Origin of the sequence: Streptomyces sp. NPDC005263 (assembly GCF_042872365.1) — a bacterium.
GTDB lineage: Bacteria > Actinomycetota > Actinomycetes > Streptomycetales > Streptomycetaceae > Streptomyces.
The window spans coordinates 1,074,430-1,087,283 of the sequence record NZ_JBIAKJ010000002.1 but is presented as its reverse complement, the minus strand read 5'-3'; the positions used below and the strand labels follow the sequence as shown (position 1 = coordinate 1,087,283).

At 72.8% G+C, this 12,854-nt stretch carries 11 protein-coding genes; 7 read left to right on the top strand and 4 right to left on the bottom strand.

Features of this window, described 5'->3' with window-relative positions; translation table 11 throughout:
* Nucleotides 1-30: 30 nt before the first annotated feature.
* The 3 genes from aceE (at nt 31) to ACFYRY_RS12115 (ending at nt 4,418) form a co-directional block, all read left to right on the top strand.
* Nucleotides 31-2,742, top strand: coding sequence for a pyruvate dehydrogenase (acetyl-transferring), homodimeric type (gene aceE, locus ACFYRY_RS12125; RefSeq protein WP_389142938.1), 2,712 nt, complete (start codon nt 31-33; stop codon nt 2,740-2,742).
* Nucleotides 2,743-2,848: 106 nt separating this feature from the next.
* A complete protein-coding gene (locus ACFYRY_RS12120) occupies nt 2,849-3,823 on the top strand; it encodes a helix-turn-helix transcriptional regulator (RefSeq protein ID WP_389142936.1) in 975 nt (324 codons plus the stop codon).
* 73 nt (nt 3,824-3,896) lie between these two features.
* Nucleotides 3,897-4,418: a DUF4240 domain-containing protein gene (locus ACFYRY_RS12115; protein ID WP_389143745.1), complete on the top strand. Its 522-nt coding sequence runs from the start codon at nt 3,897-3,899 to the stop codon at nt 4,416-4,418.
* 3 nt (nt 4,419-4,421) lie between these two features.
* On the opposite strand, the gene ACFYRY_RS12110 is transcribed toward ACFYRY_RS12115, so the two are convergent.
* Together ACFYRY_RS12110 and ACFYRY_RS12105 are read right to left on the bottom strand one after the other, a co-directional pair.
* Nucleotides 4,422-4,634: a hypothetical protein gene (locus tag ACFYRY_RS12110; protein WP_389142933.1), complete on the bottom strand. Its 213-nt coding sequence runs from the start codon at nt 4,632-4,634 to the stop codon at nt 4,422-4,424.
* A 97-nt stretch (nt 4,635-4,731) separates the two neighbouring features.
* Complete coding sequence (locus ACFYRY_RS12105) at nt 4,732-5,478, bottom strand: peptidoglycan recognition protein (protein ID WP_389143742.1); 747 nt, start codon at nt 5,476-5,478, stop codon at nt 4,732-4,734.
* A gap of 282 nt (nt 5,479-5,760) precedes the next feature.
* Here ACFYRY_RS12105 and ACFYRY_RS12100 point away from each other — a divergent pair, with 282 nt between their 5' ends.
* Nucleotides 5,761-6,945, top strand: coding sequence for a MarP family serine protease (locus ACFYRY_RS12100; protein WP_389142930.1), 1,185 nt, complete (start codon nt 5,761-5,763; stop codon nt 6,943-6,945).
* Nucleotides 6,946-7,012: 67 nt separating this feature from the next.
* On the opposite strand, the gene ACFYRY_RS12095 is transcribed toward ACFYRY_RS12100, so the two are convergent.
* Nucleotides 7,013-7,510 (bottom strand): GNAT family N-acetyltransferase, encoded by a 498-nt coding sequence (locus tag ACFYRY_RS12095; protein ID WP_389142927.1) that lies wholly within the window; start codon nt 7,508-7,510, stop codon nt 7,013-7,015.
* A 66-nt stretch (nt 7,511-7,576) separates the two neighbouring features.
* On the opposite strand from ACFYRY_RS12095, the gene ACFYRY_RS12090 reads away from it, so the two are divergent.
* Together ACFYRY_RS12090 and ACFYRY_RS12085 are read left to right on the top strand one after the other, a co-directional pair.
* On the top strand, nt 7,577-8,473 hold the full coding sequence (locus tag ACFYRY_RS12090; protein WP_389142925.1) for a TIGR01777 family oxidoreductase: 897 nt from the start codon (nt 7,577-7,579) through the stop codon (nt 8,471-8,473).
* A 158-nt stretch (nt 8,474-8,631) separates the two neighbouring features.
* Nucleotides 8,632-10,149 carry an FAD-dependent oxidoreductase gene (locus tag ACFYRY_RS12085; protein ID WP_389142922.1) on the top strand — a complete coding sequence of 506 codons (1,518 nt, stop codon included), beginning with the start codon at nt 8,632-8,634 and terminating at the stop codon, nt 10,147-10,149.
* Nucleotides 10,150-10,337: 188 nt separating this feature from the next.
* On the opposite strand, the gene ACFYRY_RS12080 is transcribed toward ACFYRY_RS12085, so the two are convergent.
* Nucleotides 10,338-11,774: a regulator gene (locus ACFYRY_RS12080; protein WP_389142920.1), complete on the bottom strand. Its 1,437-nt coding sequence runs from the start codon at nt 11,772-11,774 to the stop codon at nt 10,338-10,340.
* Between the two features lie 254 nt (nt 11,775-12,028).
* Here ACFYRY_RS12080 and lipB point away from each other — a divergent pair, with 254 nt between their 5' ends.
* Nucleotides 12,029-12,826 carry a lipoyl(octanoyl) transferase LipB gene (gene lipB / locus ACFYRY_RS12075; protein ID WP_389142917.1) on the top strand — a complete coding sequence of 266 codons (798 nt, stop codon included), beginning with the start codon at nt 12,029-12,031 and terminating at the stop codon, nt 12,824-12,826.
* Nucleotides 12,827-12,854: the final 28 nt, after the last annotated feature.

Genomic DNA, 12,854 nt, shown 5'->3' with positions numbered 1-12,854 from the left:
AACCCCCCTTCGACTGAGGAAGGCGGCGACATGACCGACCTCAACGCCATCCAGCCGAGCGCGCTCGACCAGTTCCCGGACCGGGACCCGGAGGAGACCGCCGAATGGCAGGCCTCCCTGGACGCTGTCACCAAGGCGGCCGGGCCGCACCGTGCCGCGTACCTGATGCGGCGCACGCTGGAGCGTGCCGAGGGCAACGGCATCGCGCTGCCCAAGCTGCTGGAGACGGACTACGTCAACACCATCCCCACCGCCGCCGAGCCGTCCGTGCCCGGTGACGAGGAGATGGAGCGGAAGATCACCGCGTGGAACCGCTGGAACGCGGCCGCGATGGTCACCCGCGGCTCGAAACACGGGGTCGGCGGCCACATCGCCACCTTCGCCTCCGCGGCCTGGCTCTACGAGACCGGCTTCAACCACTTCTTCAAGGGCAAGGAATCCCAGGAGTCGCCCGGCTCGGGCGACCAGCTCTACATCCAGGGACACGCCTCCCCCGGCATCTACGCCCGCGCCTTCCTCGACGGCCGGCTGGACGAGTCGCACCTCGACAACTTCCGCCGGGAGGCGGGCGGTGGCGGCCTCCCGTCGTACCCGCACCCGCGCCGGCTGCCCTGGCTGTGGGAGTTCCCGACGGTGTCGATGGGCCTGGGCCCGCTGTCGGCCATCTACCAGGCGCGCTTCAACCGCTACCTCACCAACCGCGCCGTCAAGGACGTCTCCGCGTCCCACGTGTGGGCGTTCCTCGGTGACGGCGAGATGGACGAGCCCGAGTCGACGGCGGCCCTCGCGCTCGCCGCCCGCGAGGAGCTCGACAACCTCACCTTCGTCATCAACTGCAACCTGCAGCGCCTCGACGGCCCGGTCCGCGCGAACTTCAAGATCGTGCAGGAGCTGGAGGCCCAGTTCCGGGGCGCCGGCTGGAACGTCGTCAAGACGCTGTGGGGCACGGCCTGGGACGAGCTGTTCCAGCTCGACACCACCGGCGCGCTGGTACGCCGCCTGCGTGAGGTACCCGACGCCCAGGTGCAGACGTACCAGACCCGCGACGTCGCCTACATCCGCCAGGACTTCTTCGGCTCCGACCCGGCGCTCGTCGAGATGGCGAAGCTGCTGAGCGACGACAAGATCCTGGAGTGCTTCCACCTCTCCCGCGGCGGCCACGAGGCCCGCAAGGTGTACGCGGCCTACAAGGCGGCCGTGGAGTTCAAGGGCGCCCCGACGGTCATCCTGGCGCAGACGGTCAAGGGCCACACCCTCGGCGAGGGCTTCGCGTCGAAGAACGCCAACCACCAGATGAAGAAGCTCTCGGTGGACGAGTTCAAGTCGATGCGGGACCTGCTCGAACTGCCCATCTCGGACAGCCAGTTCGTCGACGGTGTGGTGCCCTACGGCCACCCGGGCGCCGACTCCCCCGAGGTCCGCTACCTCCAGGAGCGCCGCGCGGCCCTCGGCGGCCCGGCCCCGGCCCGCCGCGTCCACCCGGTCGCGCCGCTGCCCGCCCCGGCGGACAAGGCGTTCGCCTCCTTCGACAAGGGCTCCGGCTCCCAGAACGTGGCCACGACCATGGCCTTCGTCCGGCTCGTCAAGGACCTGGTCCGCGACAAGGAGACCGGCAAGCGCTGGGTGCCGATCGTCCCCGACGAGGCGCGCACCTTCGGCATGGAGTCGCTGTTCCCGTCGCTCGGCATCTACTCGCCCAAGGGCCAGACGTACGAGCCGGTCGACCGCGACCAGCTGATGTACTACAAGGAGGCCACGAACGGCCAGATCCTCAACGAGGGGATCACCGAGGCCGGTTCGATGGCCGACTTCATCGCCGCTTCGACGTCGTACGCGACGCACGGCGAGACGATGATCCCGTTCTACATCTTCTACTCGATGTTCGGCTGGCAGCGCACCGCCGACCAGATGTGGCAGCTCGGCGACCAGCTCGGCCGCGGCTTCCTGGTCGGCGCCACGGCCGGCCGGACCACGCTGACCGGTGAGGGCCTCCAGCACGCCGACGGGCACTCCCCCGTCATCGCGGCGACCAACCCCGCGGCCCTGTCGTACGACCCGGCGTTCGCCTACGAGATCGCGGCGATCGTGAAGGAGGGCCTGCGCCGGATGTACGGCGAGGCGGCCCCGGGCGAGGACCAGAACGTCTTCTACTACCTCACCGTGTACAACGAGCCGATGCCGCAGCCGGCCAAGCCGTCCGCCCCCGGTGTCGACGAGGGCATCGTCAAGGGCCTGTACCGCTTCAACACGGCGGAGTCGGCGGGACTGTCCCCCGTGGCCAACGCCCCGCGGATCCAGCTGCTGGGTTCCGGTACGGCGATCCACTGGGTGCTCGAGGCGCAGCGGCTGCTCGCCGAGGAGTGGGGCGTGGCCGCCGACGTGTGGTCCGCGACCTCCTGGACCGAGCTGCGCCGGGACGCGCTGGAGGCCGACGCGGACCTGCTGCGCGGCGAGGAGCGGATCCCGTTCGTCCGCCGGGCGCTGCACGGCGCCGAGGGTCCGGTACTCGCCGTCTCCGACTACATGCGCCAGGTCCCGGACCAGATCGCGCAGTGGGTCGAGCAGGACTACTCCTCGCTGGGCGCCGACGGCTTCGGCCTGTCGGACACCCGTGAGGCGGCCCGCCGCCACTTCGGGGTGGACGCCGAGTCGGTCGTCGTTGCGGCCCTGGCCCAGCTGGCCCGCCGCGGCGAGGTCAAGGCGGCCGCCGTGAAGGAAGCCCGGGAGAAGTACGGCCTGTAGGAAACGGCCGGTCGGAAACGGCCGGTGGGAAACCGCCCGTCGACGGAGGGGCCCGGCGTTCTCGCCGGGCCCCTCCGTTGTCGGTGGCTGACGGCATCATGAACGTATGCGTGCCGCCCGTCTCATCAAAATGGTGTTGCTGCTCCAGTCCCGGCCGTCCATGACCGCCGCCGAACTGGCGCGGGAGCTGGAGGTGTCCGAGCGGACCGTCACGCGGGACGCGCAGGCGCTGTCGGAGGCGGGGGTGCCGGTGTACGCGGACCGGGGCCGGGCGGGTGGCTACCGGCTGATCGGCGGGTACCGCACGAGGCTGACCGGGCTGGCGCGCGGTGAGGCCGAGGCGTTGTTCCTGTCGGGGGTACCGGGGGCGCTGCGCGAGATGGGCCTGGAGGACGTGGGCTCGGCGGCCCGGCTGAAGGTCTCCGCGGCCCTGCTGCCGTCGGTGCGGGACGCCTCGCGTACGGCGGCGCAGCGGTTCCATCTGGACGCGCCGAGCTGGTTCCAGGAGCCGAAGACCCCCGAGCTGTTGCCGGTCGTCGCGGACGCGGTGTGGGACGACCGGTCGATCACCGCACGCTACTGGCGCGGTGAGGGCGAGGTGGTGCGGGAGCTCGAGCCGTACGGGCTCGTCCTGAAGGCGGGTGTCTGGTATCTGTGCGCGCGGGTGGCGGGGCACGGGTCCTACCGGGTGTACCGGATCGACCGGTTCACGGAGGTGAGTGCGGGCGTGCAGCGCTTCACGCGGGACGAGGAGTTCGACCTGCCGGGTTTCTGGGCGGAACGGGCCGCGCAGTTCGCCCGCTCGATCCTGCGCTTCGAGGTCGTCGTACGGCTGTCCCGGGACGGGGTGCGGGCCCTGCCGTACGCCGTCGACGCCCCGTCCGCCCGGGAGGCGCTGCAAGCCGCCGCTCCCCCGGACGAGTTCGGGCGGGTGACGGTGACCCTGCCGGTGGAGTCCGAGGAGGTCGCGCACAGCCAGCTCGCGGCGCTCGGGCCGGAGGCGGAGGTCCTGGCGCCGGAGAGCCTGCGGGCCCGTTTCGCCGAGGACGCGATACGCCTTGCCGCCCTCTATCGGACATAGCGCTGTACGGGACATAACAATCCGTCTCACTCCACGTGCGCCCCACCCTTCCAGGGCCGATGCTGGACCCGTGATGGACGAGACGGAGTTCTGGGAGCTGGTGGACGCCACCCGCGAGGCCGCCGGCGGCGACCCCGAGGAGCAGGCGGACCTGCTGGTGGAACGGCTGCTCCAGCTCGACCCGGAGATGGTCCTCGACTTCGCCCGTCACTTCGAGGCCCGCTACAACCGCGCGTACACCTGGGACCTGTGGGGCGCCGCCTGGGTCCTGCTGGACGGGGCGAGCGACGACGCCTTCGACTTCTTCCGGTGCTGGCTGATCGGCCAGGGCCGCGAGGCGTACGAGGGTGCCGTGCACGCCCCGGACTCCCTCGCCGACCTCCTGAACGACTTCGACGAGGACCTCGACGGCGACGGCGAGGAGCTCGGCTACGCCGCGGACGAGGCCTACGAGCAGCTCACCGGTGCCGTCGCCCCCGACCTGGGCATCCCGCCCGCGGCCTCGGAGCCGGCCGGGGCCCCCATCGACTTCGAGAACGAACGGGCGCTGGCGGAGCGTTATCCCAGGCTGTGGGAGCGGTTCAGGGAGGACTGAGAGCTACGCGGTGGCCCGGCGCCGGGCCACCGGGTCCGTCGGGATGTAGGCCTGTGTGCGGTCGGCTGTCAGGCCGGTCCGCACGGCGTGGTGCATCGGTGCCTTGTTGGCCTGGTCGAGGGCGGACGCCGTGACGGCGGCGGGCCCCAGGACGACGGTCGCGACCGCGCAGACCACCGTCCAGACCCGCCTGTCGCCGCTCATGCCCTGGCTCATGATCCCCACCTCCGGTCGGCTTGTGGTGACGACCGTAGGGAGCGGATCTCGCAGCAGCCTGCGTGTGCGCTGTGGCGTGCCTGTGAACCCCGCGCCCTCACCTCCTGCCCTGGAGCCGTGCCGCCCGCTCCCTGATCTCCGGCAGCCGGGCGCTGAGGGCCGCGCCGGGGCAGGTCGTCCGGTAGGCGTCGTCGTGGCCCGACAGGGCGTGCAGCAGGGCGGAGGTGCCGGACCGGTACCGGCTGAGGCTGTTGCTGGAGACCAGGCGGACCGTCGCGCGGGGATCGATATCGGCCAGGCCCAGCTTCCAGGCGGCCAGCGCGGCGATCGAGTCGGTCATCGCCTTCGGCACCGGCACTCCGGCGGTGAACGTGCCGAGGGCGGCGATGCCCGTGGTGCGGTGGTTGAAGCCCTGGGTGTGGGCACCGGTCACGGGCCGGCCGGGGCCGCCCGCGCGGCCCTCGTAGATGGTGCCGCAGCGGTCGACGAGGAAGTTGTAGCCGAGGTCGTCCCAGTCCCGGGAGCCGGTCTGGCCCGCGTACAGGTAGCGGATGATGCGGGGCGTCTCGGCGCAGTCGTAGGAATTGGGCGAGTCGGTGTGGTGGACGAAGACGGCGACGACCTTGTCGTCGTAGCGCGGCGGCGGCTGGGGGCGACGGGTGTCGCCGTCCAGCCAGGCGGCGCGGGGTCTGATGGGCGGTCTGGCCGCCAGGTGCGGGGCGGCGGCCCGGCGGGGGACGATTGCCTGGTGGGCGGCCTGGTCGGTGGCCGCGTCCTCGACGCCCTTCGCGCACAGCACCAGCGCGACGGCCGCGGCCAGACCGGGCAGGCAGCCCAGCAGCACGAGTGCGGCGCCCGGTGTCCGGCCCGCGCGTCCTCTGCGTGCCGACCGCTGTCGCCCCGACCGTCGCGAGACACCCATGAACCCACTGTCGGCCGGATCCGGTGCGCCCGCGATGTGTGCTGTGCCACCCGGTGGAACCATCGTCCGGGTCCGTGACGTTTTTCCAGGTGCACGCACGCGTGGCCGGTTCCGGTGGCCATGCGAGCGCGTGACTGATCACTGGGACCGTCCCGCGCGTACTAGGGGAGACGCCCTCTGAGGGTCCGATAGAAAGGCGGCTCCGTGGACCTGCTCGACATCCTGCTGTTGCTGGTGATCCTCGCCTACGCGGCGTCCGGCTACCGGCGCGGACTGGTGGCCGGCTGTGTCTCGTTCGCCGGTTTCGTGGGCGGCGCGGTCATCGGCGTGTGGGTGCTGCCCTGGATGATGGACCTGGTGGCGCCGGGGACCACCGCGGCGACGGTGACCGCGGTGCTGACCGTGCTGGTTCCGGCGGTGGTGGGCCACGAGCTCGCGGGGCGGCTGGCGCTGAAGCTGCGCCGGGAGCTGGACCGGGGACCGCTCAGGGCGGCCGACGGGGTCGGCGGGGCCGTGGCCAACTCGGTGGCGGTGCTGATCGTGGCGTGGGTGGTCGCGAGTGTGCTCGGCGCGTCCTCGTCCCCGCTGGTCACGACCGCGATCCGGGACTCCGCGCTGCTGGGCGCCGTCCAGGACACCATGCCGGACACGACACCCGCCTGGTTCTCGCGGGCCACGTCCGCGCTGACCCAGGCGGGCTTCCCGCAGGTCTTCAACCCGTTCGAGAACGAGTCGACGGCCGAGGTCGCCAAGCCGACCGGCGACAGTGTCACGGCGAGCGCGACGAACGCGGCCAAGCTGAGCACCGTGAAGATCGAGGGCGTCGCGGGCACCCAGGGCCGCGAGGGCAGCGGCTTCGTGTACTCCCCGCAGCATGTGATGACCAACGCGCACGTGGTGGCCGGCATCGACAATCCCAGCGTACGGATCGGGGGTGTGGGGCGGTCCTACGAGTCACGGGTGGTGCTCTTCGACCCGAACAGGGACGTGGCGGTGCTGTACGTCCCCGAGCTGAGGGCCCCGGTGCTGAAGTTCGACGACACCGCCAGACGCGGCGACTCGGCGGTGGTCGCCGGCTATCCGCAGGACGGCGACCTGAACCTGCAGGCGGCGACGGTGGCGAACCGGGTGCGGGCGACCGGCCAGAACATCTACGGTGACGCGACGGTCACCCGCGAGATCTACTCGATCCGCTCCACCGTCCGCCCCGGCAACTCCGGCGGCCCGCTGCTGACCACCGGCGGCCAGGTGTTCGGCGTCGTCTTCGCCCGCTCCACCTCGGACGACGAGACGGGGTACGTGCTCACGGTGAACGAGGTCGCCGACGACGCGCAGCGCGCGGCCGGCGCGACGGCCCCGGTGGACACGGGCGACCTGGTCACGTCCTGAGGGACGCGGATCCGTGGGGCGCCGCGCCGGGCGCCCCACGGGCGTACGACCGCCACCGCGGAGCAGGTCAGAGGGTGCGGCCCATGAGCACGTCGTCGACGTAGGCGCCCTCCAGCAGGAACTCCCCGGGCAGGATCCCCTCCACCACGAACCCCTCGGACTCGTACAGCTTGCGGGCGGGGGTGTTGTGCCCCAGCACCCGCAGGGTGAGCCGACGCGCCCCCTGCCGCCGGGCCTCCTCCCCCGCGGCCCGCAGCAGAGCCCGGCCGGCCCCCGCGCCGCGCGCCTCGTCGGACACCACGAGCCCCTGGATCTGGCGGACGTGGGCGTGGCAGGCCAGCGATGTCGGGTGGGCCAGCCGGATGTAGCCGACGAGGGTCCCGGCCAGTTCGGCGACGAGGTGGTCCCGGGGCCCGAACCGCTCGTTGTAGAAGGCTTCGTACGGCGGCCGGGGGCGTGGCTGGACGGAGTGCAGCGGGGACCAGGCCTCGCGGTCGAGGCGGCCCAGCGTCTCCTCGTCGTCGAGGGCGGCGTGGCGTATGTGGGGTACCGGCATGACGGTCACCCTAAAGGCGAGTACGGACAGACCCCGGTCGGGCCGGAGTGGGAAAGCTGAGCGAGGATGGCGCTCATGACACCTTCGCGAATCGCGGTGGCCGGCGCGTCCGGTCTGATCGGCGGTGCTCTGGTGCGGTCGCTGACCGCGGACGGGCACGAGGTGGTGCGCCTGGTCCGCCGGGAACCACGGGCGCGGGACGAGGTCCGGTGGGACCCCGCGGCGGGGCACGTCGACCCGGCGGGGCTCGCCGGGTGTGACGTCGTGGTCAACCTGGCCGGGGCGGGGGTGGGCTCGCACCGCTGGACGGACGCGTACAAGGCGAGGATCCGGGACAGCAGGGTGCTGGGCACGGCCGCCCTCGCCGAGGCGATCGCGTCCCTCGAGGAGCCCCCGCGAGTCTTCGTGAACGGCAGTGCGATGGGCATCTACGGCGAGACCGGTGACCGGCCCGTCGACGAGGACGCGCCGCCCGGGGAGGGCTTCCTGCCCGAGCTGTGCGTGGAGTGGGAGGGTGCCGCGGCACCGGCCCAGGAGGCGGGCGTACGGACCGTGTTCACCCGGACGGGTCTGGTGGTGGCCCGGCAGGGCGGGGCCTGGCAGAAGCTGTTCCCGCTGTTTCAGGCCGGGCTCGGCGGGCGGATGGGCGACGGGCGGCAGTACTGGTCGTTCGTCTCGCTGCACGACGAGGTGGCGGCGATCCGGCATCTCATCGACACCGACGGTCTGTCCGGGCCGTTCAACATCACCACTCCGCGGCCGCTGACGAACCGTGAGATCACCGCGGCGATGGGGCGGGTGCTGCGTCGGCCGACCCTGTTCGCGGTGCCGGCGCCGGTGCTGCGGATCGCGCTCGGGGAGATGGCCGGGGACGTCCTGGGCAGCCAACGGGTGTTGCCGATGCGGCTGTTGGAGTCGGGGTTCACCTTCGCGTTCCCGGAGATCGAGGAGGCGATCCGGGCGGCACTGTGACCTCTGCGATCGAATGCGACCGTCGTGCGACCGTGCCCTGTCGATGCGCGACTGTCCGGGACCGATCACGGCCCTACCCTCGACCCGAACTCGGGTATCCCTGAGGCCAGTTGGAGGCGGGACGTCTCCCCCGGCCGCGCAACCTCGAGGAGGGGCACGTGCTTGAGCCCGCGTACCAGGCGGACGTCGTGATCGTGGGAGCCGGTGTCGCCGGGCTCGCCGCGGCGCATCGACTGACCAGCGCAGGAGTGACGACCGCGGTGCTGGATGCCGCCGGGTGGGTCGGCGGCCGCATGTCGACGGAGAAGGTCGACGGCTTCCGACTCGATCGCGTCGGACAGCTGCTGTCCACGGCGTATCCCGACCTACGGCTGACGCCGGGGCTGGACGCCCTGGTCCTGCGCCCCTTCGCCCCCGGTGTCCTGCTGCACAGCGACGGACGCCATCACCGGGCGGCCGCCCTCGCCCACCCGGGGGGCGCACGGGGCGCACTCCATGCGGTGCGCGCCCTGGCAAGCGCCCCCAGGCCGTCCGTCGCACCGAGGGGCCGGGGTCTGCCACGCCAGGCCTCCATGTCCCGGGACTGGGGGGAACCGGTACCGGCCGCCGCGCCGAGGGGCCGGGGGCTTCCCCTGCCGGGAGTCCCGTCGAAGGGCCGGGCGGGTTCTCGGCCCGTCGGCGCGTCCGGCGCCGTCCGCACCGCCCCCCGGGGCACGTCACCGCTCGGCACCGCCGTCGACCAGGCCCGGCTCGGCGCCGCGCTCACCCGGATCGGTGGGCTGCCCGTCGAACGGCTGCTGGTCCGGCCCGAGCTGCCCGCCGGGCAGGCCCTCGCGGAGCGCGGGGTGCCCGCCCGCACGATCGACGGCTTCCTGCGCCCGCTGCTCGCCGCCCTGCTGTGCGACCCGGAGCTGACCACCTCCAGCCGGTGCGCGGACCTCGCGCTGCGGGCCTTCGCACGGGGGCGCCTGTGTGTGCCGGAGGGCGGCGCCGAGGCGCTGCCGGAGCTGCTCGCGCGGACGCTGCCCGCGGGTACCGTGCGGACCGGAGTCCGGGTCACCTCGGTCTCCACGACCTCGGTGTCGACCGCCGAGCACGGTGAGATCCGCTGCCGGGCGGTGCTCGTGGCGACCGACGCACGGGCCGCGGCCGAGCTGCTGCCAGGTCTGCGGGTGCCGGAGTTCCACCCGGTGACGGTGGTGCACCACACGGCGGACGAGGCCCCGGCCACGGGCGCGTCCCTGCTGCTCGACGCGGACCGGGGCGGCCCGGTCGCGCACACGGCGGTGGTCAGCCGGGTCGACCCGGCCCGCGCTCCGGCCGGCCGCACCCTGGTCTCCTCGACGGTCCTGGGCCCGCCCCCGGCCGACCTCGACGCCGCCGTACGCACCCATCTGGCACGCCTGTACGGCACCTCGACCCGACGCTGGGAGACGCTCGCCGTCCACCACACCGCCGAGGCGGTGCCCGCCATGCGACCCCCGCACGACCCGCGCCGTCCGGTACGGCTGCTGGCGGGCCTGTACGTGTGCGGCGACCACCGGGACACCAGCACCGTCCAGGGCGCCCTGCACTCGGCCCACCGGGCCGCCGCCGCCATCCTCGCGGACCTGGGAGCCGCCGGCTCCCTGCACAGGTCAGACCCCCCGAGCACCTCCCTACCGAGAGCCGCCTGACCCACCCAAGGGGCGCGGGGAACTGCGCGACCAGCCACCACGCCAGCCGCACAGACCCCGCACGGGTCGCAACCACGACCGCCTCCCTACCCAGGGCCGCCTGACCCACCAAAGGGGCGCGGGGAACTGCGCGATCAGCCACCACGCCAGCCGCACAGACCCCGCACGGGTCGACGTCACGGCACCCCCTAGCCCAGCGCAGCGACCTTGTCCCGGTACCCCCTCACCGGTGACGCGTCCTTGTACGGCTCCAGCCTCCGCTCGAAGTCCCGTACGTACTCGATCGCCCGGACCGAACGCATCTCGGCCGCCGCGCAAGCCGCCTCGGCGCCGAGGACGCAGGCCTGGTCGAGTTCGCCGAGGCCGAGGCGGGCGGAGGCCAGGACGATCCGGCAGAACAGGCGGCTGCGGGCGTAGGAGGGGGCGCGCAGTTGCAGGGAGCGTTCCGCGTGCTGGGCGGCCGCGCGGAACTGCTGGAGGTCCCGATGGCAGTGCCCGAACTCGTCGGCGAGCTGCGCCTCGTCGAAGAACCGCGCCCAGTGCGGGACCTCGTCGGCGGGCCGGGCCGCCTCCAGCGCACGCTCGGCCCGCACCAGTGAGGCGGTGCAGGCCCGTACCTCTCCCAGTACGCCGTGCGCGCGTGCCTCCACCGCGTGCAGCAGCGCCTGGACCAGCGGCGGGGCGTTGGTCCCGACGCCCTGCTGCGCCACCCGCGCGAGCTGCACGGCCTCCCGCCCGTGCCCGAGGTAGACGGCCTGCCTGCTCATCGTGACCAGCACATAGGAGCCGTACGCCCGGTCCCCGGCCGCCTGCGCGAGCCGCAGCGCCTGCACGAAGTAGCGCTGGGCGAGGCCGTGCGCCGCGATGTCGTACGAGGTCCAGCCCGCGAGCCTGGTCAGGTCGGCGGTGGCCGCGAACAGCCGGCGGCCGGTCTGCTCGCCGTAGGTGCCGCGCAGCATCGGTTCGCACTCGTGCTCCAGGTAGCGCACCAGGGCCTGCCGGGCGTGGCCGCCGCCGTACATGTCGTCGAGGGAGCGGAACAGCTCGCCGACCGAGCGGAGGGCGGAGATGTCGCCGCCGGTGACCCGGTGGCCGGGACCGCGCTCGGTGTGGCCGCGCTGGCGCGGGACGGCGGGGCGGCCCGGCGGAGCCGCCCTGAGGGGCGGCTCGCCGCGGGTGACCCGGTCGTCGGGGCGGCCGATCAGCCAGTCCCGGCTCGGCACCACCAGCCCCGCCGGGGTGAACGCGATCTTGCGGAGCTCGGCGTGGCTGCCGGAGTCCTTGCGCCACAGCCCGCTGACGATGTCGACGGCCTCCTCCGGGGAGGACGCGAACTCGAGGCCCGCGTAGACCGGTGCGCACGCGTCAAGACCGAGGTCCTGGGCGGTGAGCCTGCGGCCGAGGCGGCGGGTGAAGACCTCGGCGATCAGGGCGGGGGTGGTGCCGCGGGGCTGCTGCCCACGCAGCCACCGGGTCACGGATGTCTTGTCGTATCTGAGGTCCAGCCCGTGTTCGAGACCGAGCTGGTCCACTCGCCGGGCGAGACCCGCGTTGGAGAACCCCGCTTCTGCGATGAGCGCGGCGAGCTGACGGTTGGGAGTGCGCTGCGCGGGTCGTTCCGTCATCTGCGGTGCGGTCTCCTGCCTTCGGGCCTCGCGTCGGCCGGTGCGGTCGCCGCGTTGCCCGGATTGCCTGTGAGCAGCCCTTATGGCCTCTGTGAACGGCGCGAATGTAGCGGAGAGTGAGGAGTCGATCGCACACTTCGACGTTCGTTCATCCGATCGTGTGAGGATTGGCTGCCGGGCTGACGCGCGAGGGCCGGTCGTACAGTGGCGTAGGCACACGTCGTGCCTTACCAGCTTCTAGGGAGGCGCTTGCCGTGAGTGGGTTGCGGTTCGTCCGCATGGGGTTCGGTGCCGACGCGGTCGAGTACCAGGTGGCGTGGGACGAGCAACGCCGGGTGCACGCGGCCCGGTTCGCCGACGAGGTCCCCGACACCGTGCTGCTCCTGGAGCACCCGCCGGTCTACACGGCCGGCCGGCGCACCGCGGACAGCGAGCGGCCGCTCGACGGGACCCCGGTCGTCGACGTCGACCGCGGCGGCAAGATCACCTGGCACGGCCCGGGCCAGCTGGTGGGCTACCCGATCCAGAAGCTCCCGCGTCCGGTGGACGTGGTCGCGCACGTACGGCGCCTCGAAGAGGCCCTGATCCGCACCTGCGCGGAGTTCGGTCTTGAGGCCACCCGCGTCGAGGGCCGCAGCGGGGTGTGGATACTCGGTGACCCGGTGGAGCGGCGGGCGCTGCTCGGCGGACTGTCCCTGGACCTCGACCCCCGTCTGCAGGACGACGAGTTCGACCCGCGCATGAACGGCCCCGAGTACGCCCCCTCCAACGCCGGGCAGCGACGCGAGGACCGCAAGATCGCCGCGATCGGCATCCGGGTGGCCAAGGGCGTCACCATGCACGGCTTCTCGTTCAACGTGAACCCGGACAACAAGTGGTTCGACAAGATCATCCCGTGCGGGATCCGGGACGCGGGCGTCGCCTCCCTCGCGGGCGAGCTCGGCCGGGACGTGACGATCGACGAGGTGCTGCCCGTCGTCGAGCGGCACTTGAGGGACGTACTCGAGAACGCGGAACTCAAGCCGCGGGAGATCGAGAAGGCGACGGCCTGACCCGGGAATGGGCCCCGCAGTCCTGGGG